The 24,242-nt window shown below is 70.0% G+C and carries 22 protein-coding genes, 1 rRNA gene and 1 pseudogene; 11 read left to right on the forward strand and 13 right to left on the reverse strand.

Annotated elements, in window-relative coordinates; genetic code table 11:
• Together rrf and ACFYPJ_RS30970 are read left to right on the forward strand one after the other, a co-directional pair.
• A 5S ribosomal RNA gene (gene rrf / locus ACFYPJ_RS30965) occupies window positions 1-90 on the forward strand; the annotation flags it as partial.
• Between the two features lie 167 nt (window positions 91-257).
• Window positions 258-824 carry a GNAT family N-acetyltransferase gene (locus ACFYPJ_RS30970; protein ID WP_389024339.1) on the forward strand — a complete coding sequence of 189 codons (567 nt, stop codon included), beginning with the start codon at window positions 258-260 and terminating at the stop codon, window positions 822-824.
• 14 nt (window positions 825-838) lie between these two features.
• Here ACFYPJ_RS30970 and ACFYPJ_RS30975 read toward each other — a convergent pair whose 3' ends face one another.
• The 7 genes from ACFYPJ_RS30975 to ACFYPJ_RS31005 form a co-directional block, all read right to left on the reverse strand.
• Entirely contained in the window at window positions 839-2,335 is a 1,497-nt protein-coding gene (locus ACFYPJ_RS30975; RefSeq protein ID WP_389024342.1) for a type VI secretion protein, read from the reverse strand.
• A 12-nt stretch (window positions 2,336-2,347) separates the two neighbouring features.
• Complete coding sequence (locus tag ACFYPJ_RS30980; RefSeq protein WP_389024345.1) at window positions 2,348-3,772, reverse strand: ATP-binding protein; 1,425 nt, start codon at window positions 3,770-3,772, stop codon at window positions 2,348-2,350.
• 14 nt (window positions 3,773-3,786) lie between these two features.
• Window positions 3,787-5,346, reverse strand: coding sequence for an SCO6880 family protein (locus tag ACFYPJ_RS30985; protein WP_389024348.1), 1,560 nt, complete (start codon window positions 5,344-5,346; stop codon window positions 3,787-3,789).
• Entirely contained in the window at window positions 5,343-6,662 is a 1,320-nt protein-coding gene (locus ACFYPJ_RS30990; RefSeq protein WP_389024351.1) for a hypothetical protein, read from the reverse strand. Before ACFYPJ_RS30990 ends, ACFYPJ_RS30985 begins: the two co-directional genes overlap by 4 nt.
• Window positions 6,652-7,497: a hypothetical protein gene (locus ACFYPJ_RS30995; protein ID WP_389024354.1), complete on the reverse strand. Its 846-nt coding sequence runs from the start codon at window positions 7,495-7,497 to the stop codon at window positions 6,652-6,654. The genes ACFYPJ_RS30990 and ACFYPJ_RS30995 overlap by 11 nt, the downstream gene beginning before the upstream one ends.
• Window positions 7,498-7,708: 211 nt before the next feature.
• Window positions 7,709-8,017, reverse strand: coding sequence for a hypothetical protein (locus ACFYPJ_RS31000; RefSeq protein ID WP_389024601.1), 309 nt, complete (start codon window positions 8,015-8,017; stop codon window positions 7,709-7,711).
• 371 nt (window positions 8,018-8,388) lie between these two features.
• Window positions 8,389-9,705 carry a peptidase S8 gene (locus ACFYPJ_RS31005; RefSeq protein WP_389024356.1) on the reverse strand — a complete coding sequence of 439 codons (1,317 nt, stop codon included), beginning with the start codon at window positions 9,703-9,705 and terminating at the stop codon, window positions 8,389-8,391.
• Window positions 9,706-10,021: 316 nt separating this feature from the next.
• Here ACFYPJ_RS31005 and ACFYPJ_RS31010 point away from each other — a divergent pair.
• From ACFYPJ_RS31010 to ACFYPJ_RS31025, 4 genes and pseudogenes are all read left to right on the forward strand, one after another.
• Window positions 10,022-10,390: pseudogene (locus tag ACFYPJ_RS31010) on the forward strand (oxidoreductase); the annotation flags it as partial.
• Between the two features lie 197 nt (window positions 10,391-10,587).
• Entirely contained in the window at window positions 10,588-11,439 is an 852-nt protein-coding gene (locus ACFYPJ_RS31015; RefSeq protein ID WP_389024359.1) for a trypsin-like serine peptidase, read from the forward strand.
• A 306-nt stretch (window positions 11,440-11,745) separates the two neighbouring features.
• Window positions 11,746-12,690 carry an NlpC/P60 family protein gene (locus ACFYPJ_RS31020; protein WP_389024603.1) on the forward strand — a complete coding sequence of 315 codons (945 nt, stop codon included), beginning with the start codon at window positions 11,746-11,748 and terminating at the stop codon, window positions 12,688-12,690.
• Window positions 12,691-12,909: 219 nt separating this feature from the next.
• Window positions 12,910-13,620 (forward strand): phosphatase PAP2 family protein, encoded by a 711-nt coding sequence (locus ACFYPJ_RS31025; RefSeq protein ID WP_389024362.1) that lies wholly within the window; start codon window positions 12,910-12,912, stop codon window positions 13,618-13,620.
• Between the two features lie 237 nt (window positions 13,621-13,857).
• On the opposite strand, the gene ACFYPJ_RS31030 is transcribed toward ACFYPJ_RS31025, so the two are convergent.
• The gene (locus ACFYPJ_RS31030; RefSeq protein WP_389024605.1) at window positions 13,858-15,438 is read right to left on the reverse strand and encodes an FAD-binding oxidoreductase; all 1,581 of its coding nucleotides are present in this window, start codon (window positions 15,436-15,438) and stop codon (window positions 13,858-13,860) included.
• 351 nt (window positions 15,439-15,789) lie between these two features.
• Here ACFYPJ_RS31030 and pstS point away from each other — a divergent pair, with 351 nt between their 5' ends.
• The 4 genes from pstS to pstB all read left to right on the forward strand — a co-directional run bounded on the left by pstS (window position 15,790) and on the right by pstB (window position 19,979).
• Complete coding sequence (gene pstS / locus ACFYPJ_RS31035; protein ID WP_389024365.1) at window positions 15,790-16,923, forward strand: phosphate ABC transporter substrate-binding protein PstS; 1,134 nt, start codon at window positions 15,790-15,792, stop codon at window positions 16,921-16,923.
• Between the two features lie 137 nt (window positions 16,924-17,060).
• Window positions 17,061-18,071, forward strand: coding sequence for a phosphate ABC transporter permease subunit PstC (gene pstC / locus ACFYPJ_RS31040; RefSeq protein WP_389024366.1), 1,011 nt, complete (start codon window positions 17,061-17,063; stop codon window positions 18,069-18,071).
• Window positions 18,068-19,129: a phosphate ABC transporter permease PstA gene (gene pstA, locus ACFYPJ_RS31045; RefSeq protein ID WP_389024369.1), complete on the forward strand. Its 1,062-nt coding sequence runs from the start codon at window positions 18,068-18,070 to the stop codon at window positions 19,127-19,129. The genes pstC and pstA overlap by 4 nt, the downstream gene beginning before the upstream one ends.
• Before the next feature lie 73 nt (window positions 19,130-19,202).
• Window positions 19,203-19,979 carry a phosphate ABC transporter ATP-binding protein PstB gene (gene pstB / locus ACFYPJ_RS31050; RefSeq protein ID WP_389024372.1) on the forward strand — a complete coding sequence of 259 codons (777 nt, stop codon included), beginning with the start codon at window positions 19,203-19,205 and terminating at the stop codon, window positions 19,977-19,979.
• A gap of 293 nt (window positions 19,980-20,272) precedes the next feature.
• On the opposite strand, the gene ACFYPJ_RS31055 is transcribed toward pstB, so the two are convergent.
• Together ACFYPJ_RS31055 and ACFYPJ_RS31060 are read right to left on the reverse strand one after the other, a co-directional pair.
• Complete coding sequence (locus ACFYPJ_RS31055) at window positions 20,273-21,271, reverse strand: anion permease (RefSeq protein ID WP_389024375.1); 999 nt, start codon at window positions 21,269-21,271, stop codon at window positions 20,273-20,275.
• Between the two features lie 7 nt (window positions 21,272-21,278).
• A complete protein-coding gene (locus ACFYPJ_RS31060) occupies window positions 21,279-21,899 on the reverse strand; it encodes a DUF47 domain-containing protein (RefSeq protein WP_389024378.1) in 621 nt (206 codons plus the stop codon).
• Window positions 21,900-22,081: 182 nt separating this feature from the next.
• On the opposite strand from ACFYPJ_RS31060, the gene ACFYPJ_RS31065 reads away from it, so the two are divergent.
• The gene (locus ACFYPJ_RS31065) at window positions 22,082-22,435 is read left to right on the forward strand and encodes a metal-sensitive transcriptional regulator (protein WP_389024381.1); all 354 of its coding nucleotides are present in this window, start codon (window positions 22,082-22,084) and stop codon (window positions 22,433-22,435) included.
• A gap of 52 nt (window positions 22,436-22,487) precedes the next feature.
• On the opposite strand, the gene ACFYPJ_RS31070 is transcribed toward ACFYPJ_RS31065, so the two are convergent.
• The 3 genes from ACFYPJ_RS31070 to ACFYPJ_RS31080 all read right to left on the reverse strand — a co-directional run bounded on the left by ACFYPJ_RS31070 (window position 22,488) and on the right by ACFYPJ_RS31080 (window position 24,226).
• Complete coding sequence (locus ACFYPJ_RS31070) at window positions 22,488-22,667, reverse strand: hypothetical protein (RefSeq protein ID WP_389024383.1); 180 nt, start codon at window positions 22,665-22,667, stop codon at window positions 22,488-22,490.
• A gap of 95 nt (window positions 22,668-22,762) precedes the next feature.
• Window positions 22,763-23,623 carry a hypothetical protein gene (locus ACFYPJ_RS31075; protein ID WP_389024386.1) on the reverse strand — a complete coding sequence of 287 codons (861 nt, stop codon included), beginning with the start codon at window positions 23,621-23,623 and terminating at the stop codon, window positions 22,763-22,765.
• 168 nt (window positions 23,624-23,791) lie between these two features.
• Window positions 23,792-24,226: an NUDIX hydrolase gene (locus ACFYPJ_RS31080; RefSeq protein WP_389024388.1), complete on the reverse strand. Its 435-nt coding sequence runs from the start codon at window positions 24,224-24,226 to the stop codon at window positions 23,792-23,794.
• Between the last annotated feature and the right edge of the window lie 16 nt (window positions 24,227-24,242).

Here is a 24,242-nt window from a genome sequence, read left to right on the forward strand (position 1 = left end):
CCCGGTTACATTCCGAACCCGGAAGCTAAGCCTTACAGCGCCGATGGTACTGCAGGGGGGACCCTGTGGGAGAGTAGGACGCCGCCGAACTAATTGTGAGAGAGACCCCCAATTCTGGTCGTAAGACCTGGAATTGGGGGTCTCTTTTTTGTGTGCCGGAGTGGCGAGGAGGGCCTGAGAGCGGCGAGGACGGACGCCGAAGACGGGTTCCGAATATGGGATGAGTAGGCCGGTGGTCCGGTACTACCGTGGCCTTCATGAGTGTCCAGGTCGGCGATGACTATCTGATCCGGGCCATACGGTCCGATGAATGGGCGACTGTGCGGGCGTTGCGCCTTGAGGCGCTGCGCGATCCCATTGCGCGGCTCGCCTTTCTGGAGACGTACGAGCAGACCGTCGGTCGGCCTGACGTCTTCTGGCAGGAGCGGGCGGCTCAGTCTGCCGAGGGGGCGAGCGGCGCGCGGCAGTTCGTCGCCGTGGCGCCGGACGGGGTGTGGGCCGGCACCCTCACCGTGCTGATGGAAGAGGCCGGCACCACGGACTGGGCCGGAGATGCCGTGGACCGCCTGCAGGGGCATGTCGTCGGGGTGTTCGTGCGGCCTCAGCATCGTGGACGCGGCCTGGTCGAGTCGCTGTTCGCGGTCGGTGTGGACTGGGCGTGGGAGCGCGGAGCCGAACGGGTGCGGCTGTTCGTGCACGAGGACAACGAGCGGGCCCGGGGCGCCTACCGGAAGGCCGGGTTCGTACCCAGCGGGGTCACCACGGAGATGGCCGAGGGCGAAGGGCGGGAGCTGGAGCTGGTCGTCGAGCGTGGGCGAGGGTGACTGGCCGGCTCGGCCTAGACCGGGAGTTCGTGGTGGGGCCAGCGGGCGCGGCCCTGTTCGCGGGAGCGGAGGAGGGCCAGCGTCGGCAGGCCCTGGGCAGTCCCGGTGGCCAGGAGGTCCGGGAGCTGGGGGAGCGGCGCCACGGCCGCGACGTCGTCGAGGACGAGAGTCAGTGGTGGGTCGAGCCGACCGGAGGATGACCGTTCGGCCATGCGCCGGCCGTGCTCGACCACGCTTGAGACGAGGGCCGTCAGGAGCGGCATCGCGCCCGGATCGGTCCTGGGGTCCTCGATGGATTCACCGACCACATAGAGCGTGCCCCCTTCGTTGACGAAGGAATCCAAGGCGAGTGCATCAGTTCTGTTCGGGGTGCACGCCTCGCGGATGTTGACGGTGGAGAGGGCGGCGAGCGCACGGCTCGTCAGTTCCTGGGCCATGTCGCGGCGTTCGGCGTGGGCGGTGAGGGCCGCTTCGAGTTCGCCCGCGGCGCCGGGGGCTGCCTTGGGGTTGGTGCGCAGGATGCGTACCGCGTCCTGGATCTGGGTGCCCTGGGTCCAGCGGTGGACGTGCCGGATGGTGCGGCCGTCGATGGCCGCAGCGTGCAGATAGCTGCGCAGAAGCGTCTCGGCCGCGTCCGCCAGGGCCTGGTCGAGTTTGGCGGCGGGCCTGACGGGGGCGAGCAGGGCGGCGGCCCGTTGCACGGCCGTCTGCTTGTCCTCGCAGCCCGTGGTGGGCGGCCAGTGCAGGCGGGCCGGTGTGTCGCAGCGGTGGGCGGGGTCGTAGAGATGGGTGGGGCCGAGCTTGGCTCTGGCGTCCTTCGTCTCCGACCAGAGGGCCGGGTTGGACGTGACCACGAGAACCGGGCCTTCCGCCTCGCGTACGGTCTGGGCGGCGGTGGCCTGGCGGACCGCGGGTTCGGCGTAGAGCACCGTGCCTTCGGTGCGGGGCTGTTGAAACCCGGTGGTTGCCGTGTTCTCGGCCTCAAGAGGGACTGCGGGTGCGGGGGCGTCCTGGGGGGTCGGTTCGCTGCGGGGTACGGGGACCTCGTGCCGGGTGTCGGGGGCCGGGACGGGCAGTGGTTCCGGTGCCCGTCCCGGCGTGGCGGGCACGGGGGGTGCGGCGGCGGTATGCGTGGTGTGGCGGCGCTGGGCACGGCCCGCCCGCCAGCGGGCCGTGGTGCCGATCACGAAGACGGTGAGGACGAACAGCACCATCAACTGGCCGATGAACAGTCCCCAGAACAGCCCGTACCCGGACAGCTGCTCGGCTGGTGTGCGGGGCCAGGCGGCGGCGAGGTCGCGTGGATGGGCGATGAGCTGCCGCATCGCCAGCGGGGTGCGGGTGAAGCTGACGTCGGCCGGCCAGGAGCCGCGGGCGAACAGGCCCGCCAGGCCCGTGGCCGACCACACCAGCACGGTCATACCGAGGAGGAACGCGAGTATGCCCATCAGCAGGCCGTCGGAGATGCCTCCCTGGCCGTCCCGGCGGCGGTCCGGCTCGTCGCGTCTCATCTCAGTCTCATCTCATGCCACCGTCGATTCGGACGACCCGTCGAGGTCGCCGAGGTGCTGTTCCACGAAGGCCGCCGCCCGCTGCTCCGCCTCCAGTTCGGCGGCGCGCAGCACCTCGTCGTCGGTGAGGTCGCTGGACGACTCGGTCATGGCGCGGTCGGTGAAGACCAGGGGGCGTTCCGTCTCCGTGACCAGGTGTTTGACGACCTGGACGTTGCCGTTGACGTCCCAGACCGCGATGCCCGGGGTGAGGGTCGGGATGATTTCGACGGCCCAGCGGGGCAGGCCGAGGACGCGGCCGGTGGCCCGGGCCTCGTCGGCTTTCTGGGCGTAGATGGTGCGGGTCGAGGCCATCTTCAGGATCGCCGCGGCTTCCTTCGCTGCGGCGCCGTCCACGACGTCGGAGAGGTGGTGGACGACCGCGACGAAGGACAGGCCGAGGCGTCGCCCGAACTTGAGCAGCCGTTGGAAGAGCTGCGCCACGAACGGGCTGTTGATGATGTGCCAGGCCTCCTCGACGAGGAAGATGCGTTTCTTGCGGTCGGGGCGGATCCAGGTGTGCTCCAGCCACACGCCGACGATCGCCATGAGGATCGGCATGGCGATGGAGTTGCGGTCGATGTGGGAGAGGTCGAAGACGATCAGTGGGGCGTCCAGGTCGATGCCGACCGTGGTGGGGCCGTCGAACATGCCGCGCAGGTCGCCGTCGACCAGTCGGTCGATGACCAGGGCCACGTCCAGGCCCCAGGCCCGTACGTCGTCTATGTCGACGTTCATCGCCTCCGCCGACTCCGGTTCGGGGTGGCGGAGCTGTTCCACGATGTCGGACAGGACCGGCTGGCGTTCGACGATCGTCTCGTTGACGTAGGCGTGGGCGACCTTGAGGGCGAAGCCGGAGCGTTCGTCCAGGCCGTGTCCCATCGCGACCTCGATGATCGTGCGGAGCAGGGCGAGCTGGCCGGTCGTGGTGATCGACGGGTCGAGCGGGTTGAGCCGGATACCGTGGTCCAGGGCGGCCATCGGGTCCAGCCGGATCGGCGTTATGCCCAGCTCCTGGGCGATGAGGTTCCATTCGCCGACGCCGTCCTCGCCCTGTGCGTCCAGGACGACGACTTGGCGGTCGCGGAACCGGAGCTGGCGCAGGACGTACGTCTTCTCCAGCGCGGACTTGCCGTTGCCGGACTCGCCGAGGACCAGCCAGTGCGGGGCGGGGAGCTGCTGGCCGTAGAGCTGGAAGGGGTCGTAGATGTAGCCCTTGCCGGAGTACACCTCGCGGCCGATGATGACGCCGGAGTCGCCGAGTCCGGGGGCGGCGGTCGGGAGGTAGACCGCCTGGGCCTGGCCCGTGGACGTGCGCACCGGGAGTCGGGTCGTCTCGACCTTCCCGAACAGGAAGGCCGTGAAGGCGTCCGTGATGACGGACATCGGGTCCCGCATCAGTGCATCAGCCCCTACCTTCGGATTCCGGTGGCGAACGGGAGGGTGTTCACGAAGGCCCGGTGGTGCTCGCGGTCGCACCACTCCAGCTTCAGGTACGACTTGCCGGCCGAGGCCCTTATGGTCCGTTTGTCGCGGGCGAGGGCTTCGGGGGAGCGGGCGGAGACGGTGATGTAGCCGACCAGGTTGACGCCGGCCGCGCCGCTGGCCAGGTCCTCGCCGCGCTGGTCGAGGCGGTTGTGGGCGGCGATGTCGCGCGGGTCGACGGTGCGGTTCATCTTGGCGGCGCGGCTGGCCTCGGCCTCGTCGTTGGTCTTCTCGGTCAGCATCCGCTCGATGGCGATCTCGGTGGGTTCGAGGTCCATGGTGACGGCGACGGTGCGGATGACGTCGGGGGTGTGGACGAGCAGTGGCGCCAGGAAGTTGACGCCGACCGGGGTCATCGGCCACTCCTTGACCCAGGCGGTGGCGTGGCACCAGGGTTCGCGGGTCGCCGATTCGCGGGTCTTGGCCTTGAGGTGGGTGGGCTCCATGGCGTCCAGTTCGGCCGGCCAGGCGTTGCGTTTCGTCATCGCCTGGATGTGGTCGATCGGGTGGTCCGGGTCGTACATGGAGTGGATGAGGGAGGCGAGGCGGCCCTGGCCGAGTGGCTGGCGGACCCGGATGTCGGCCTCTTGGAGCCGGGAGCAGATGTCGGTCAGCTCGCGGGCCATGACGACGGCGAGTCCGGCGTCCCGGTCGAGGCGGCGGCCGGCCTGGGGGCGGGCGGCGCGGGCCATGGCGTGTGCCTCGGCGGCCAGTTCGCGGGAGTAGTGCATGCAGGCGACGAGGTAGGCGCGGTGCTGCTCGCTGCTGGTGGAGACCATGGACTGGAGCTGCTCGTAGGAGCGGGCCAGCCAGGGGAGTGCCTTCTCGTCGCCGCGCTGGGAGACGTCCTTGGCGTGGGCGTCCGGGTCGGCGGGCAGGGTGCGGGCGAGCATCTGCAGCCGGGTGACGAAGCCGTCGCCGTTGGCCACGTGCTTGAGCAGTGTGCCGAAGCGGTCGACGAGGGCTTCCTGGTCCTCTGAGTCGCGCAGTCCGACGCCGGGGCCCTCGATCTCGATGGCGGCGGTGACGGTCTTGCGGTCGGCGTGCAGGAGTACGGCGATCTCGTCGGGCCCGAAGGGTGCGGCGAGCCAGCTGATGCGTCCGATGCCGGGGGGCGGGCCCACCTCGACCTCGCGGCCGTCGAGGCGGGTGCCGGCCTCCATGGCCGCGGAGCGGTAGGCGGTGCCCCGGCGCAGGGAGCGCTTGTAGCTGCGGTTGATCTCGAACCACTTGTAGAAGGTGCGGCGTTTGTACGGCACGTACACGGCCGCGAGCGCGAGCAGGGGGAAGCCCATCAGCAGCACGATCCGCAGGGACAGGACGGGGACCAGGAGTCCGCACATCATGCCCAGGAACGCGCCGAAGATGATGAGCGCGATCTCGCCGGTCTCCCGGTTGCGGCCGATGGCCGCGTTCGGCCGGGCGCGGCCGATGAGATACGTACGGCGGGGCGTGACCGGATGGGACAGGTGGGACTCGGTCGTCAACGCCCTTCACCTCCCGTGCGGTTGTTGCTGTTGCGGGTGTTGCCGGCGTGGGGGGACTTCGCCGGGCTGGGGGAGCGCGGCGCGGGTGCGGCGGAGGGGACAGATCCGCCGCCACCGTTCGGGGTGCGCGTGCTGTGCGCGGCGACTCCGCCGGAGACCGGGTTGGCCGGGCGGGCGGCGGCGCCGGACTGGCCGCCGCCCGCGTTGCTGTCGGCGCGGGCGCTGTGGGTCCTGATGCCCTGGGCGACCAGGTTCGCGGGGGAGCTGATGACGGCGGCGGCCTTGCCCTCGGCGCCTTGCATGATGCGGTTGTTGCGGGAGGCGGCGATCTCGTCGCCGAAGCCGGGGACGAAGCGGTAGATCATCGCGCTGGCGAAGATGGCGAGCAGGATGATGGCGAGTCCGGAGACGACGGCGGAGAACGCGTCCGGGCCGCCGTCCGAGGAGAGGGCGCCGGCCAGGCCGAGCACGATGACGATGACCGGTTTGACGAGGATGACCGCGATCATGACGCCGGCCCAGCGGCGTACGTGGCCCCACAGGTTCTTGTCGACCAGTCCGGCGTAGACGACGGTGCCGAGGAGGGCGCCGACGTAGAGCAGGGCGGCGCGGATGACCAGTTCCAGCCAGAGGATGCCGGCGGCGAGGATGGAGACGAGAGAGACGACGATCAGCATGATCGGGCCGCCGCCGATGTCGTTGCCCTTGTCCAGGGCGCCGGAGAAGGTGCCGAAGAAGGTGTCGGTCTGGTCGCCGGTGGTCTTGGCCAGGACGTCCGTCACGCCGTCGGCGGCCGAGACGATGGTGTAGAGGATCAGCGGGGTGAAGGCGGAGGCCAGCACGGTGAGCCAGAGGAAGCCGACGGCCTCGGACAGGGCGCTGGTGAGCGGGACGCCGCGGACCGCGCGCTTGGCCACGGCCAGGAGCCACAGCAGGAGGGTGAGGATCGTGGACGCGGCGAAGACGACCGCGTACTGCTGGAGGAACTTGGTGTTGGTGAAGTCGACGTTCGCCGTCTCATTCACCGCGTCGCCCAGCTTGTCGATGGTCCAGGAGGCGGCGTCGGCGCAGCCCTTGGCGAGGGAGGCGAGGGGGTCGAGGCTGGAGGTGAGGGGGTTGCTGGAGCCGGATCCGCCGGACTTGTCGCCTTGTTCGCAGTAGTCCTTGGCGGGGCCGCGGATCAGGTCACAGGCGCCGTTCGACGGGCTCGGGTCGGGGCTGGGGGCGGCGACCGCCCGGGCCGACAGCAGCAGCGCGGTGGTCTGTACGGCTCCCAGAACGGCTGTGAGCTTGAGGAAGCGGTGGTTAGCGCGCATACGTGAACCCTCCGTACTCCTCGACCGCCTTCGTCATGTCGTCGGCGGTGGATGCCTTCTGGTCGCGGCCGACCGGGACCGGGCCGTCCTTCTGCTGGAAGTCGGTGACCTTCCAGTCGTCGGCGACCCACTTCAGTTCGTAGGTCGTGGTGTACCAACTCTCGGACACCGGGTTGGTCGAGGCGCCGCCGGACAGGCCGAAGAGGGACGTGTACCAGACTTCGACGGTGGCGGTGTCGGCACCGGACGACGTGACCTTCGTGCCCACCGGGATGATCCGGGAGACGAAGGTCTCGCCGCGTGGGGCGCTGCCGTCCTTGCCGAGGCCGATGTTGGCCAGGAACGACTCATCGGCGTAGGCGCTGTCCAGGCCGGCCTGTCTGCCGGCCGCGATGCCGGGGGCGTAGACGGTGTTGACGATCTCGTGCCGCCGGGCTTTGTCGAACATTTCGGTCGAGCCCAGCGCCACCGCATAGTTGGCCGCCGCGCTCTGTGCTCCCTGTTCGTTGTGGGGGAAGCCCGCGGGGATGCCGGCTGTTTTCGACTGGACCGGGGTGTCGCCTGTCGCCGCGGTCGCGGAGGTGGCCGGTTTGCCGGCGGATTTGTCGGCTGAGTTGTCGGCCGACGAGCCGCCCTTGCCGTCGCCGCGGTTCGCGAAGGCGATGGCGGCGATCAGCAGGACGACGACGCCGACGACCGTGACGAGGCTGCGGGAGGAGGACCGGCCGCCCCGGCGGGCGCCGCTGCCGTAGGGGTCGCGCTCGGGGAGCCGGGTGCGGGTCTGGCCGGTGTCGGCGTAACCGCCGGAGGGATCGTTCTCGTCTCCGGGACTCATACCGCGTACGCCCCCTCGATGTCGTTCAGGAAACCCTTGTTCCGGACCGCGTGGTAATACGACGGTAGCCGTGCCGGCTGCCGTGCGGGCGGGGTGTGGTGAGTCGACATCAGGGGAACGCAACCTCAGCCGGTGGGCACTGCGAGCGGGTGGGGTAGGGGGTACCGGGCACGCCCGGAGCGGACAGAGAGGTGGGGCCGGGGTCGTCCGGTCAGACGGCCATGCCGTACACGATGGTGAACAGGGTGCCGAGTGAGCCGATGATGAAGACTCCCGTCAGGCCGGCGATGATGAGGCCTTTGCCCTGTTCGGCGCTGAAGGTGTCCCGGAGGGCTGTCGCGCCGATGCGCTGCTTGGCTGCGCCCCAGACGGCGATGCCGAGGCAGAGCAGGATGGCGACCGCCATGACCACCTGGATCAACGTCTTCGCCTCGTTGCCCAGGCTGCCGAAGGGGCCCCAGTCCGGAGCGATCCCGCCGATGATGGTGTTGATGTCTCCCTTGTCGGCCGCAAAAAACACGTAAGTCACCGCCCCTGGTGGGTTGTTCCGCTGTCCCCTGCGGTGTGCAGAGGTCAGACCTCATTGTCGCTGACGAAGACGCTGTCGCATGTCGACTTGGCGTCATTGGTTGGCGGGTTCCGTACGTATACCCCGTACGGTCACTCTGTGTATCACGGCAGGTCACGCCGGGCAATGAGGCCTGAGCGGAACCTGTCGTGTGGTTCCCTCGTTGACCCCTCTTACGACCTGGCACGTTTGGTGACGGCTGGTCGGGTGAGACGTCGTCACGATGTTCTCACGCGTGGGGACATGGGAGGGGGCCGGGCGGGACGCGGGCGGGCATGCCGGAGGGCCCCGGCGGATGCCGGGGCCCCGGGGTGCCGCTGGGTTCAGCCGGTGAAGGCCGAGACGCCCTGCGGGGTGCCCACGCCGGTCGGGCCGTCGTACCCGGCCCGGGCGGTGCACAGGTAGCTGGTGGTGCAGGAGCCGTTGCTGCCGCTCGTCACGTCGTTGAGGGCCGAGGTGCCGGCCTTCGCGTACGGGAAGGAGGCGGGGGAACTGCCGCTGGAGGGGGTGCCGGCGAGGGCGTAGACGCCGGCGATGATCGGCGCCGAGGCGCTGGTGCCGCCGAACGTGTACCAGCCGGCGGTGATGCCGTAGGAGTCGTAGACCGAGACGCCGGTCGCCGGGTCGGCCACCGCGGAGACGTCCGAGATCGTGCGCTTGGCGCAGCCGGTGTCGGTCTGCCAGCTCGGTTTGGCGTCGTAGGCGGAGCAGCCGGAGCCGGTGCCCTCGGTACTGCTGGTCTGCCAGACGGTCTCGGTCCAGCCCCGGGTGGTGGAGGACTTCGAGAGGGCGGTGCCGCCGACGGACGTCACGTACCGGGAGGCGGCGGGGTATTCGGCGCCGTAGCCGCTGTCGCCCGCGCTGACGGTGATGGCGACGCCGGGGTGGTTGAAGTACGAGGAGTCGTACGACGTGTCGGCGGCGGATTCGCTGCCGCCGTAGCTGTTCGACACGTACTTCGCGCCCAGGGTGACGGCGCGGTTCACGGCGGTGCCGAGGTTGGCCATGGTCGGGGTGCTGGCCTCGACGAGCAGGATCTTGCAGTTCGGGCAGATGGCGGAGGCCATGTCGAGGTCGAGGGAGATCTCCTCGGCCCAGCCGGCGTCGGCGGACGGGAGCGAGGTCGTCGAGCCGGTCTGGCTGACCTTCTTGAAGCAGCCGTTGGCGGTGGTGCAGGCGGTCAGGCCGTAGTTCGAGCGGTACTTGGCGAGGTCGGCCTCGGCGTTCGGGTCGTCGTACGCGTCGACGATCGCGATGGTCTCGCCCGCGCCGTTGGCGGCGGCGGAGGTCAGGCCGTAGGCCGCCTGGAGGTCGGAGGGGCCGTAGCCGGACGGGGCGGAGGCGTCGACGGCCTGGGGGGTGACGCCGTCCGCCGCTGCCTCGGCCCGCTGGAAGGCGGTGCTGCCGCCGGTGACCCGGAGTGCCTTGCAGGCCATCCGGCCCTTCGCGGGGGTGGCGCAGGCGTTCGTCCAGGTGACCTTCGCCTGCGGTGCGGTGGTCGCGGCGTCGGCGTGGGCGGCGGTGCCTAATCCGGCCAGGACGAGTGCGGCGGTGGCGGCGACCGCGGAGCCCATGCGGTGCCATCTGCCCGGTGCCGCGGCTCTGTTGCCGGGGGTCGTGCGCGGGTGGGTCGTACGCATCGTGCAGCCTCCTGATGCTTCGGTGTGGGGATCGAGCAGGAGCGGTACGTGCGGGTGCGGTGCCGTCGGGTGAGGCGCTGACGGCGGCGGCGGTCCGGTACGACCCTGTCCTTGTTGAGTACGCGACAACAGCGGACGGTCGGAATTCTGACTTCCGCGTTACTGAACCGGGGGTGCGCGTTACTTCCCGATGGCGCCCGGATGGGGCGCGGGTGGTTGCGGCTTTGCGCAACTCACAGGGTGGGTGGGGGAGTTGCGGCGACCGAGGGTCGATCGCCCGTCGTGGGTTCCGGCGTGGCCCGTGCCTCAGGCGGGACTCCAGCGTCGCCTCACCCAGGCGGGTTCCCGGGTCCGCGCCCTCGCGGCCCACCCCGGGTACGCCGCCACCAATCTGCAGAGCCACACGGGGAACCGGTTCGTCCACACGTTCCTGCTGGTCGGCAACCGGTTCTTCGCCCAGGACGACAGGGCCGGCGCCCTCCCGACCCTCTACGCCGCCACCCAGGACCTGCCCGGCGCGAGCTACGTCGGTCCCGGCGGGCTCGCCGAGATGCGGGGAGCGCCGACGCTGGTGGGGCGTTCGAACGCGGCCGGCGATCCGGCCACCGCACAGCGCCTGTGGACGGTGTCGGAGGAGCTGACGGGGGTGGGGTTTCCGCTGCGGGCTGGGGTGTCGGAGGAGTGATCCGGGAGTGATCCGGTGGACGGGTCCGGCGGAGGGAACAGGGGAGTGGGCGGCTCCGGTACGGGGGCGCTGCGTGCGCGTACGGTCCTGAGGCCGGGCCGCGGCCGGGCGGTGAGCGGACGTGGGCCGCGGCTCACAGGAAAAACTGAGCCAAGACAGGTACCGGTTCTCACCTTCGTGGGACAGGGTGGGGCCTGATGAAGCGCGCCCCTGGCACCTCACGCATCTCGGGCACCTCCGGCCCGTCGTCCGTGGCCCTGTTCGGAGCCATGGTGCTGCTTGCTGTCACGTCGGCCTCCGCTGCCGCCGTCGACGCCGGGCCCGGACCCCTCGGCGTGACCGTGACGGCGACCGCGGACGCGGAGCGCGCGCGGGTCGGGGCCCTGTTTCCGGCCGACCGGGTGTCCGGCCTGGCCGGGGGCCATTTCTGCACCGCCGCCGTTGTGCACAGCCCGCAGCGGGACCTGATCGTGACGGCGGCGCACTGTGTGGGCGAGGGCAGGCCCGACCTCGTCTTCGCGCCCGGCTACCGGGACGGCAAGGCGCCGTACGGGCTGTGGAAGGTCGGCAGACGGTACCTGCCGGACCGGTGGGCCCAGGAGCAGGACGAGGACAGCGACGTGGCCTTCGCGGCCGTGGCGCAGCAGGCGGTGGGCGAGGGGAGAGGCAAGGCGGAGGGGGAAGGGAAGGGGACGGGGGAAGGGAAGGGTGCGGGGGAGCGGGTCGAGGATGTCGTGGGGGCGGACCGGCTGGTGACGGGGATGGGGATCGGGGCGACCGCGGTGACCGTCACCGGCTATCCCAATTCCGTCGAGGCGCCGATAAGTTGCTCCAACCGGCCGTCCGCGCAGAGCCGTAACCAGCAGCGCATAGCGTGCCCCGGCTTTACGAGCGGTACGAGCGGCAGCCCCTGGGTCGACGGGGACCACGAGGTCGTCGGCGTCCTCGGCGGGCACGAGGAGGGCGGCTCGACGCCGGACGTCTCCTACAGCGTGGCCCTGGGGACGGAGGTGGCGGAGCTGTACCAGGACGCGGTGCGCGGTCAGTGACGCGGGTCACGGACGCCGTCCCGCGCGGCCCGCGGGCAGCACGGCGCGCTGGTGACCGGTCGGCCGTGCCCCGGACCGGTCGGTCCTGGCGGGGCTTGAGAGTGGGCCAACTGGGGGTATTGGTAGGGGTAGTTCGGTGCACCGCAGGTCGGGGCGGGTGTCGGCCGACAGTGTCTGGTTTGCTGTGACATGACGTCACGGTTGGCGGAAATGGTCATGAACGGCCGCTGTATGGGGGAGTGTTGACCCGTGCGGAAAGTATGGGTGATCGGCGGGGCCGCGGTCGGGCTCGGGCTGAGCTTTGTCATGCTGCTGGTCGTCGGGGTGTACATGGTGGCCGGCAACCTCGCGGGCGGCGTCGGCGCGGGCAGCATCGGGCTGGCCAAGGGCGCCGTGCCCGCCGCCTACCATGCGCTGGTGCAGCGGTGGGGCAACCTGTGCTCCGCCGTCAACCCCGCGCTGCTCGCCGCCCAGCTGTACCAGGAGAGCGGCTGGGACCCGAACGTCGTCAGCGTGGCCGACGCACGCGGTATCGCGCAGTTCATCCCGAGCACCTGGGCCACGCACGGCATCGACGGCAACGGCGACGGCAAGCGCGACATCTGGGATCCGAGCGACGCGATTCCGTCGGCCGCGTCGTACGACTGCGAACTCGCGAAGTACGTCAAGGACGTGCCCGGGAACGTCAGCGACAACATGCTCGCCGCCTACAACGCGGGTGCATACCGGGTCATAGCGGCCGGCGGGGTTCCGGCCATCCGGGAGACCCAGAACTACGTCAAGACGATCCGCACCCTGGAGAAGAGTTTCGCCGCGCCGGTGACCCGGGTCGACCCGTCCCGGCAGGCGGCCGGCGCCATCGCCTACGCGCAGGAGAAGCTCGGCACTCCGTATCTGTGGGGCGGCACCGGCACCGCGGCACAGGGCGGACGGTTCGACTGCTCGGGGCTGACCCAGGCGGCGTACGACAGGGTGGGGATCAAGCTGCCGCGCGTCGCGAACGACCAGTACAACGCCGGTCCGCACCCGGCGCGGGACGAACTGCTCCCGGGCGACCTGGTGTTCTTCTCGAAGGATCCGACCGATTCCCGTGCCATCCACCACGTGGGGATCTACGTGGGCGGCGGTTACATGATCGATGCGCCGAGGACCGGGGCCGTGATCCGGTTCGACCCGATCGACGGGACGGATTATTTCGGCGCCACCAGGGTCACCGCGGATGGCGCGAAAGCACTCCCCACGAACGTGTGAACCGAGCGTGAACCTACCCCCTGAGCTGCGGTGATGAGTCTCTCTTCGATAACGTCTGCGTGATCATTCGGTGGAGTGTGGAACGTATCAACCAGGGCCGTGCGTTCCTGAAGACGTAGTCGGGCGGACCGCGCGTGCGCACATCTACACACCACGGGGGTGGGCAGCGGCGACGCACGTGACGTGCGTCCGCGAGAACGACGAAGGGGCCAGAGCACCATGGCTGTACTTGCCGAATCCGGCTCGAACCCCGACGTCGGCCTGCTCTACGACATCAACGGACTCGCCAAGGACGCGCCCCGGTGGTTCGACCGGATCGTCGAGTTCGTGGGTGAGTACGGGCTGCTGATCGCCATGGTGCTGCTGGTGGTGTGGTGCTGGTGGTCCGTGCGCCGCAGCTCCGGCAGCCAGGACGAGGCCGCCTCGTCGGTCGCCGCCCTGGTGTGGGCGCCGCTCGCGGCCTCTCTCGCGGTCCTGGTGAACGTGCCGATCCGGGGGTTCGTGGAGCGGCCCCGCCCCTTCCTCGATCACCATGGGCTGGACGTCCTGGTCTCCGGCAAGACGGACTACTCGTTCGTGAGCGATCACGCGACGATCACCATGGCGCTCGGGGTCGGGCTGTTCGTGGCCGACCGCAGGTTCGGGATCGCCGGGATCGGGATCGCGCTGCTCGAAGGTTTCAGCAGGATCTACCTGGGGGTGCACTACCCCACCGACGTCGTCGGCGGTTTCGCGCTCGGTACGGCCGTCGTGCTGCTGCTGTCCCCGCCGGCCACAGCCCTGCTCACGCCGGTGACCAAGGCGGTGGCGCGGTCGTTGTGCGCGGGGTGGCTGATCCGGCGCCGCGGGCCGGCGGCCGACCGGGGCGGGGCGGTGGTCCCGGGCGCCCGCAAGCCGGCGCCGTCCGAGGAACGGGACCTCGCGGCCTGACGGACGGGCCGATACGGATACGGCGACTTCGGCGGACGGTGATGGCGGGGACCGCGGTCAGGTGATTGCGGAGCACGTGGCCCCGCAACGCGCAGAGCGCGCCGTCAGGTGACCGCAGCGACCACGGTCGGCTGATCGTGGAGACCACGGTCAGGAGATCGCAGCGACCACGGTCAGGAGATCGTGGTGCGGGTCACCGGGGCCGGAGCCCGGACCGCAGATCCCGCGCCCAGCCGATCACACCGCCTGCGGGTAGCTGAAGAAGCGGTCCGGGTCGTACTGCTTCTTCACCTGGGCCAGCCGGTTCGCGGCATCGCCGTAGTACGCCTTGCGCCAGTCGGTCAGGGTCGGGTCCGTGTAGTTCTGGTAGGCCGCGCCGGAGGCGTACGGCTTCATCGCGTCGTGGGCCCGGTTCAGCCAGGACTGGATCGTGCTGCCCGAGGAGCCCGACGGCCAGGACACGTAGTACTGGGCCAGCATGCGCGAGCGGCGGTGGACGAAGGCTGTCGCGGTGGGGGCGACCCGGTTGACCGCGCCGCCGAGGGCCGTGAAGGCGATGCTGCCCGGGCCGCCGCGCGCGCCCTGGACCTGGTTCAGGAGTGTCTGTATGCCGGCCGAGGAGAGCGAGCGGTCGAAGAAGTCCGAGCGGGCGGCGTACGTGTCGCGGCCCAGGGCGCCCTGCGGGGAGCGGCCGGGGGCGGAGCCGGGCAGATGGCACTGGGCATCGCTGGAGAAGGAGGAGCAGCCCGCGTAGATCTCCATCGCCTGCTCGTAGCCGCGGCGGTGCAGGGACACCCTGGACGCGTCGGCGCCCACCTGGGTGGCGAGGCGGTCCAGGGCGTTCTGGAGTTCGCCGTACGTGCCCAGGGAGAAGGCGGACAGGGACACGGTGAGGGCGCCGTTCGTGGCGCGGTCGAGGTGCAGGGCCGACCAGATCTCGTCGGGCTGGTCGGGGCCCCACTCCTGCCAGGCCCGGAACAGGGCGGCGGCCTTGGACCACGGCCAGGTCAGATAGCCGGAGACGGCCTGGGGCGCGGGGTGGGTGGCGAAGTGCAGTTCGGTGACGACGCCGAAGTTGCCGTTGCCGGCGCCGCGCAGGGCCCAGAAGAGGTCCTTGTTGGTCCGGGCGTCGGCGGTGACCTGCTTGCCGTCGGCCGTGATCAGGGTGGCCGCGGTCAGGCTGTCGCAGGTCAGGCCGTAGGCGCGGGAGACCACTCCGTGGCCGCCGCCGAGGGTCAGGCCGGAGACGCCGACCGTGGGGCACGAACCCGCCGGTATCGTCACCCCCTTGGCGGTCAGGCCGCGGTAGACGTCGATCAGTTTGGCGCCGGCGCCGACGACCGCCTGGCCGCCGCTGACCCGTATCCGGTTCAGTTCGGAGACATCGATGATGAGGCGCCCGTTGCCGGACGACCAGCCCGCGTAGGAGTGGCCGCCGTTGCGTATCGCCACCTTCAGGCCGCGTGCCCTGGCGTAGGCGAGGGACGTCCGGATGTCGTCCGCGTGGGAGACGTAGGCCACCGCGGCGGGCTTCAGCGCGTCGTAGCGGGTGTTGTAGAGGAGGCGGGCCGTGTTCCAGGACGCGTCCCCGGGGCGTATGAGGGGGCCGTCGAGGTCGCGGGCGAAGGCGGTCCAGTCGGCGGGCGGTGTTGCGCTGGTGGTCTTCACCGGGGTGAGGGAGGATGTGGAGCCGAGGGGCGTGGGTGACGCGCTCGTCGTCGAACCGGCTGCCGGGGTCCCGGCACCGGTGCACCCTGCCACCCCTATGGCCGTCGCCACCGCGGCCGCGCTGTGTGAAATGAACGTACGCCGTTCCATGCCCTTGCCCTTCATCGGCTTTCGTGGAACGAGACGGTGTGCCGACTCGCGCAGTTCCACAACCGTCGCAAACGTATGCATGCACGGTACTCGTCCGGTCATGTCCTTGCGTGTGCCACCTTGTACCGATATGGCGTTGGGACCCCGATGTGCCCTCCCCGTAAGCATTCCGTGACCTTACCGGGCTGATGGCAGGGGTTCACCCTCCATTCACTTATGGCCATCGGCGGCTTCACCTGTTCTGCCTAATTTCGGCCGTACCCGGTGCGGAGTGCGGCAAGAGGCGCAAGCGCACCACGACGACCTCGCACGCCGCCGACGGTGGCGGCTCCTCGGAAGGAACTCCCGAAAGTGAAGCTTCAGCGCAAGAACCGGCTGCGCGCCATTTCCCTCGGTGCTGTCGCCGTCTCCGGCGCCCTGGCCCTGACGGCGTGCGGCTCCGACGACACCGCCGGCGGCTCCAGCGGCAACGCGTCCTCCTCGGCATCGGCCAACGCCAGCTCCATCAAGTGTGACGACGCCAAGGGCCAGCTGCTGTCGGACGGCTCGTCGGCGCAGAAGAACGCGATCGACGCCTGGGTCGCCGCGTTCTCGCAGGCGTGCGGCGTGCAGATCAACTACAAGGCGGGCGGCTCCGGCGCCGGTGTCACCTCCTTCAACCAGGGGCAGCTCGCCTTCGCCGGCTCTGACTCCGCGCTGAAGCCCGAAGAGGTCACGGCCTCCAAGAAGGTCTGCTCCGGCGGCCAGGGCATCGACCTGCCGATGGTCGGCGGCCCGATCGCGATCGGCTACAACCTGGACGGCGTGGACAACCTGGTCCTGGACGCCCCGACCATCGCCAAGATCTTCGACGGCAAGATCAAGACGTGGGACGACGCGGCCATCAAGAAGCTGAACCCCAAGGCGAAGCTTCCCAGCCAGAAGATCCAGGCGTTCCACCGCTCGGACGAGTCCGGCACCACCGACAACTTCACCAAGTACCTGAAGGCCGCCGCCCCGGCGGACTGGAAGTACTCCGGTGGCAAGGCGTGGCAGGCCCCGGGTGGCCAGGCCGCCGCCCAGTCCTCGGGTGTGGCCGCCGGTGTCAAGCAGACCCCCGGTTCCATCGGCTACTTCGAGCTGTCCTTCGTCGCCGACGGCATGAAGGCCGTCAGCGTCGACACGGGTGCCAGCGCGCCGGTCACCGCGAGCAGCGAGGCCGCCTCCAAGGCGATCGCCGACGCCAAGGTCGTGGGCACGGGCCAGGACCTGTCGCTCGAACTGAACTACAAGACCAAGGCCGAGGGCGCGTACCCGATCACCCTGGTCACCTACGAGATCGCCTGCGACAAGGGCAACAAGGCGGACTCCCTGCCCGCCACCAAGGCGTTCCTGAACTACATCGCCTCGGAGGACGGCCAGGGCAAGCTCGCGGGCCTCGGCTACGCCCCGATCCCCGCCGAGATCATCTCCAAGGTCCGCACCACCATCGCGGGCCTCAGCTGATCTGAGTGTGCGGCCTGGCCCCGGATCCGCTCCAGGGCCGGGCCGCACCGTCCGGTGCACCGCCGCCATGAGCTGCACAGCGCATACGGCTTCGTCCAGTCGTATCCCGCGTGCGGTTCCGCAGACCGGAGAATCCGATGGACATAGAGACGAAAAACACCACAGACGCCCCTCCCCCCACCCCTCAGCCGGCCTCGGGCGCGCAGCAGCGCGGAGCCCGTGGCGCCACCCGACCCGGTGACCGGATCTTCCTCGGTCTCTCCCGCGGGTCGGGCATCCTGCTGCTGGTGATCATGGCCGCCATCGCGGTCTTCCTCGCCTTCCGGGCGACCCTCGCCATCAGCAAGGACCACGGCAACTTCCTGACCACCTTCGAGTGGAACACCGGGCTCCAGCCGCCGAGCTTCGGCATCGCCGTCCTGGCCTACGGCACGGTGATCTCCTCGATCATCGCCATGCTCCTCGCCGTCCCGGTCGCGGTCGCCATCGCGCTGTTCCTCACCCACTACGCCCCGCGCAGGATGAGGGGCCCGATCGCCTACGTGATCGACCTGCTCGCCGCCGTGCCGTCGATCGTCTACGGCCTGTGGGGCGCGCTGATCCTCGTACCGCACATGAACGGCCTCTTCGGCTGGCTGAACGACTACTTGGGCTGGACCGGCCTCTTCTCCTGGGACGAGGGCGCTCCGCGTTCGATGCTCACGGTCGGCATCCTGCTCGCGATCATGATCCTGCCGATCATCACCAACGTGAGCCGCGAGGTCTTCCGCCAGGTCCCGCAGATGCACGAGGAGGCGGCCCTCGCCCTCGGCGCCACGCGCTGGGAGGTCATCCGCATGGCCGTCATCCCCTTCGGCCGCTCCGGTGTGATCTCCGCCTCGATGCTCGGCCTCGGCCGTGCGCTCGGTGAGACGATCGCCGTCGCGACGGTGCTCTCGCCGGACTTCCTGATCCACGGCAGCCTGCTCAACCCGGGCGGCGGCACCTTCGCCCAGAACATCGCCAGCAAGTTCGGCGAGGCGGACGAGTTCGGCCGTGACGCGCTGATCGCCTCCGGTCTGGTCCTGTTCGTCATCACCCTGCTGGTCAACGGCGCAGCTCGCGTGATCATCGCGCGCCGTGCGGAGTACTCGGGGGCCAACGCATGAGCAACGCAGCCATCGCCGAAAACCGCGCAGGCTCGCTGCGCGGTGCCACCCTGCCGAAGTGGTCGCCGTGGGCGATCGCCGCCGGTTCGATCGTCGTGGCCATCGCCGTCAGCCTGGCCGCCGGCTTCGAGAGCAAGATCCAGTGGGGTCTGCTCTCCGGACTGATCTTCTTGATCGCCACCTACGTCATCGCCATGCGCGTCGAGGGCCGCCGCCAGGCCAAGGACCGCATCGCGACCGGCCTGGTCTGGGTCGCCTTCCTGGTCGCCCTCGTGCCGCTGGTCTCCCTGGTGTGGACGACCATCTCGCGCGGCGTGAAGGTCCTCGACGTCTACTTCCTGAGCCACTCGATGGGCATCGTCGCCGACTCCCAGCCGGGCGGCGGCATCTACCACGCCATCATCGGCAGCCTCGAACAGGTCGGCCTCGCGACGGTCATCGCCGCGCCCGTCGGTGTCCTCACCGCGATCTACCTGGTCGAGTACGGCCGTGGCAAGCTCTCCCGGGCCATCACCTTCTTCGTCGACGTGATGACCGGTATCCCGTCCATCGTGGCGGGCCTGTTCATCCTCAGCCTCATGCTGATCTTCGACATGCAGCCCTTCGGCTTCGCCGGCTCGCTGGCCCTGGCCATCCTGATGATGCCGGTGGTCGTGCGCTCCACCGAGGAGATGCTGAAGCTCGTCCCGAACGAGCTGCGCGAGGCGTCCCTCGCGCTCGGCGTCCCGAAGTGGCGCACCATCCTGAAGGTGGTCCTGCCGACCTCCATCGGCGGCATCACGACCGGCGTCATGCTGGCCATCGCCCGTATCGCGGGTGAGACCGCGCCCGTGCTGCTGCTGGTGTTCGGCAACCGGTTCATCAACAACAACCCGTTCGAGGGTGCGCAGCAGTCGCTGCCGCTGTACATCTACCAGCAGTACGCGCAGAGCGCCGGCGCGAACGCGGCCTACGACCGGGCCTGGGCGGCTTCGCTCACGCTGATCGCCTTCGTGATGATCCTCAACCTCGTGGCCCGCGGCATCGCCCGCTGGAAGGCCCCGAAGTCCGGTCGCTAAGGCGACATCTCCGGCTCCGCCGAGTGGGGCCATACAGCGACCAGATTCCCCCTCGAAAGAAGCAGTGATCTTCATGGCGAAGCGTATCGACGTCAGCGGCCTCAGCGCCTACTACGGCTCGTTCCGGGCCATCGAGGACATCTCGATGACCATCGAGCCCCGCACCGTCACCGCCTTCATCGGTCCCTCCGGCTGCGGCAAGTCCACCTTCCTGCGCACCCTCAACCGGATGCACGAGGTGACGCCGGGCGGCCGGGTCGAGGGCAAGGTCATGCTCGACGACGAGAACCTGTACGGCACCGGGGTCGACCCGGTGGCCGTGCGGCGCGAGGTCGGCATGGTCTTCCAGCGCCCGAACCCGTTCCCGACGATGTCCGTGTACGACAACGTCGCGGCGGGCCTGAAGCTCAACGGCAGCTACAAGAAGAGCGAGCTGAACGACATCGTCGAGAAGTCGCTCAAGGGCGCGAACCTCTGGAACGAGGTGAAGGACCGCCTGAACAAGCCGGGCTCGGGTCTCTCCGGTGGCCAGCAGCAGCGTCTGTGCATCGCCCGCGCCATCGCGGTGGAGCCGAAGGTGCTGCTCATGGACGAGCCCTGCTCGGCCCTCGACCCCATCTCGACCCTCGCGATCGAGGACCTGATCGGTGAGCTGAAGGACCGCTTCACGATCGTCATCGTGACGCACAACATGCAGCAGGCGGCGCGGGTCTCCGACCGTACGGCGTTCTTCAACCTCGCCGCGGTCGGACAGCCGGGCAAGCTGATCGAGATCGACGAGACGGAGCGTATCTTCTCCAACCCGTCGGTGCAGGCGACGGAGGACTACATCTCCGGCCGCTTCGGCTAGGCCGACGCCGGTCACAAACCCCTCGCGGTGCTGCATGGCGGTGCCACCGCGAGGACGAAAAGGGCCCGCCCCCGGCTTCCGGGGGCGGGCCCCTTCGCTGTTCCCGGGCGGTGCCTCCCGGGGTGACGGGTCCTGGCGCCTGGCGGCGCCGGCCGCGTGGGCGGTGCCCCAGGGGCTGCGCCGCGTGGGCCGCGGGGCAAAGGCGGGCAAGGGCTGCGCCGCGTGGGCTGCGGGGGAGGGGCAGGGGCTCCCCTTCGCTGTTCCCGGTGGACTTCGACGTTCCCGGTGGGCGCCTACAGGAAGGCCAGGTCCACGATTCCGAACACCGCCGCCGCGACCAGCGCGGCCGCCGGCATCGTGATGAACCAGCCGAGGACGATGTTCTTGGCGACGCGCCACCGGACCGCGTTGACGCGCTTGGTCGCGCCGACGCCCATGACGGCCGCGGTGATCACATGGGTCGTGGAGATGGGCGCCTTGAACAGGAAGGCCGTGGTGAACATGATCGACGCGCCGGTCGTCTCGGCCGCGAAGCCCTGCGGCGGGTCCAGCTCTATGATCTTGCGGCCCAGGGTGCGCATGATGCGCCAGCCGCCCGCGTAGGTGCCGAGCGACAGCATCAGGGCGGACGCGAGCTGGACCCAGACCGGAATCGGGTCGCCGTAGCTCTGGTGGCCGGAGATCACCAGGGCCATCACCACGACGCCCATGGTCTTCTGGGCGTCCTGGAGGCCGTGGCCGAGCGCCATGCCGGCCGCCGACACGGCCTGCGCTATCCGGAAACCGCGCTTGGCCTTGTGCGGACTGGTCCGGCGGAAGATCCACATGATGGCCGTCATCAGCAGATAGCCGACGAGCAGGCCGACCACCGGTGAGACGAACATCGGGATGATGACCTTGTCGACCACGCCGTCCCAGATCACCGTGGTGCCGCCCGCCAGCGCCGCCCCCACCAGACCGCCGAACAGGGCGTGGGAGGACGAGGACGGCAGCCCCAGGTACCAGGTGACCAGGTTCCACACGATGGCCCCGAGCAGCGCGGCGAAGAGAATGCCCATGCCCGTCGAGCCCCGGGGCGTCTGGATCAGGCCCTCGCTGACGGTCTTGGCGACCCCGCTGCCCAGGAAGGCACCGGCCAGATTCGTCACGGCCGCCATCGCCAGCGCGGCCCGCGGGGTCAGCGCCCGGGTCGAGACCGAGGTGGCGATCGCGTTGGCGGAGTCGTGGAATCCGTTCGTATACGTGAAGAACAGCGCGACCGCGATGGTCACGACCAGGGCAAAGGTGTCCATCGACGCCTCAGGACTCCTTGACGGCGATGGTCTCCACCGTGTTGGCCACGTGCTCGAAGGCGTCCGCCGCCTCTTCCAGCACATCCACGATCTGCTTGAGCTTCAGGACCTCGATCGCGTCGTACTTCCCGTTGAAGAGGTGCGCGAGAAGTCTTCGGTGGATCTGGTCCGCCTGGTTCTCCAGGCGGTTCACCTCGATCCAGTACTCGGTGAGGTTGTCCATGGTGCGCAGGTTCGGCATCGCCTCGGCCGTCAGCTCCGCCGCCCGGGCCAGCACCTCGATCTGCTGCTCGACGCCCTTCGGCAGTTCCTCGACGTTGTAGAGGACGACCAGGTCGACGGCCTCCTCCATGAAGTCCATGATGTCGTCGAGGGACGACGCGAGGGCGTAGATGTCCTCGCGGTCGAAGGGCGTGATGAACGAGGAGTTCAGCTGGTGGAAGATCGCGTGCGTGGCGTCGTCACCGGCGTGTTCCGCGGCCCGCATACGCTCTGCGATCTCCACCCGGGCGGATGTGTCCGCCCCGAGCAGTTCCATCAGGAGTTTCGAGCCCGTGACGATGTTGTCCGCGGATGCGGCGAACATGTCGTAGAAGCTCGTCTCCCTGGGGGTCAGACGAAAACGCACGTGGGTTCCTCAGGATGCAATGGTTGCGGTCAGGCTGATGCTAAGCACATCATCCGGCCACGGCTAGGCCGATCTCAGTGTCGCCCATCAGGCGTGATGATCAGCACGTGGGCACCCGGGGCCCTGTACCCGGCAAAATTCGTTACGATATACCCGTCAGGGGTATTTGTCTGGAGGACGCGATGACGACCACCGAGGCCGGCGCGACGGTGCCCTCCGAGAGCCCGCTCGGGGACGGCGGCGAGCACGCGACGCACCACGGCTACCACAAGCAGAAGGACGAGCACCTCAAGCGGCTGCGCCGGATCGAGGGGCAGATCCGCGGGTTGCAGCGCATGGTCGACGAGGACGTCTACTGCATCGACATACTCACGCAGGTGTCCGCCTCCACCAAGGCCCTGCAGTCCTTCGCGCTTCAGTTGCTGGAGGAGCACCTGCGGCACTGCGTCGCCACGGCGGCCGTCCAGGGCGGCAGCGAGATCGACGCGAAGGTGGAGGAGGCGACGAAGGCGATCGGGCGCCTGCTGCGCACCTGAGCCGGTGTTCCCGGGTGCGGGGCCCGGCCCGGGACCGCCCGGCCGGGGTCCCTCAGAAGGACCCCAGGGTCTCGCGTTCCTCGGCCACCCGCAGGACCTCGTCGATGCTCGCCAGACTGAGCCGGTCCTCGGCGGCCGACGCCGCGATGATCAGGTCGCCGCACAGGTCGATCTCGGCGAGGGCCACGTGGTCCTGAACCGTCGTACCGCCGCCCGGAGCCACCTGCGTCACCTCGTCTCTGCCGTCACCGGCTTCCTAGGGTAGGCAGTGGTCTACCCATCGCGCATGGCACGGACGGGCTAGTTCGCGAGGCCGGGCGGCTGCCGCTAGGACCGGTCTCCGGGCTGGTTCTCCGCGATCCGGCCCGCGTAGATGTCCTGCGGGCGCGGCAGCCGTACGTCGGTGTCGGTGCCGAAGTCGGACAGCAGCGTCGTCGAGGTGACCGCGACGGCCGTTCCCTGCTGTCCGTTGACGAAGCTGAACCGCTGCCGCAGCTTGCGGATCCGGCCCTGGCCGTCGAGGTAGGCGTCGAAGGGGACCTCGGCGGTGGCGAACCCCTTCGCCGCCGCGGCCAGCGCCGCCCGGTTGCCCGCCGAGGCGGCCCGGGCCGCCGCGGCGAGGTCGGCGGTGCCCCGGTAGTGCCGCACCGGGATGCCGTCCACCTCGGTCCGGCCCACGAGCCGCGCCGTGTGCGTGCCGCGCAGCAGTTCGGCGGCGGCGTACGGGTCGGTCGCGCCGCCCGTCACCAGGTTGCCGTCGGAGAGGGTCGCGGTGTCGACCCGCACCCACTTGTCGGCGGGCACCCCGGCGCCCCGGTTCTTCATGTACAGCGCGCCCGGCGCGAGGAGTTCGGTGATCGGCCGGTGCTCGGTGGTCCCCGTCGGGTCCTGCGGCAGCATGACCGTGAGCTGCCCGAGCTGCCGCCGGTAGTCGAAGACGCCGGTGCCGCTGATGGTGACGCGGGTGCCGCCGGTGGCCATCTCCATCGACGTGCCGGCCAGGGAACTGCCCGTGTCGCGCAGGGTGTCGGCGGCGCGGTGCAGGGTGGCCACCGGGTCGGCCGCGCCGTGCGCGTCCTCGGCGGCGGCGCCGCCGACGGCGCACCCCGTGGCACCCGCGCCCGGGGCCACCAGCATGACCATCGCGGCGACCGTGCCGCGCGCCTTCCTGCGCTGTCGCCGATCCATCGCCTGCCTACCCCCGGTACGTCCGTCACGGGCCCCCTGTCGTTCCGGTTAACGACGGGTAGGGGGTGCCGTCACGCGGACCGGCGCGCGGGGAGGAGTGTCCTGGGCAGGGCCGGGCAGGCGAGGCGGGGCAGTTCGCCGGGGTGGGCAGGCAGGCGGTGCGGGCGGTCAGTCCGTCGGGCGCCGGTGGTCGAACTGCTGCACGAGGGTGTCGACGAGGTCCCGGTCGCGGGGCTGGGTGAGGCGGGCGCGGGCCGCGGCGGGGGCCAGCCACAGGATGCGGTCCACTTCCTGGTTCGGCACGAAGCAGCCCGCCGCGGCCTCGGCCGCCCAGTACCGCACCTGTTTCGGACGGCCGCCCGCCAGATAGTGCAGGGTGGGGAGTTCGTCACCAGGGGCGGCGGCATAGCCGGTCTCCTCCGCCACCTCGCGCAACGCGCCGGACAGCGCCTCCTCGCCGCGCTTCAGCTTGCCCTTCGGATGGGACCAGTCGTCGTACTTCGGCCGGTGGACGAGGCAGACCTCCACCTCGCCGTCGATCGGGGAGCGGCGCCACAGGACGCAGCCGGCCGCCTGAACGGTGGTGTCATTCGTGCTGGTCACCGGTTTGTGCCCTCCT

This window comes from Streptomyces sp. NPDC006012 (genome assembly GCF_042871185.1).
GTDB lineage: Bacteria > Actinomycetota > Actinomycetes > Streptomycetales > Streptomycetaceae > Streptomyces.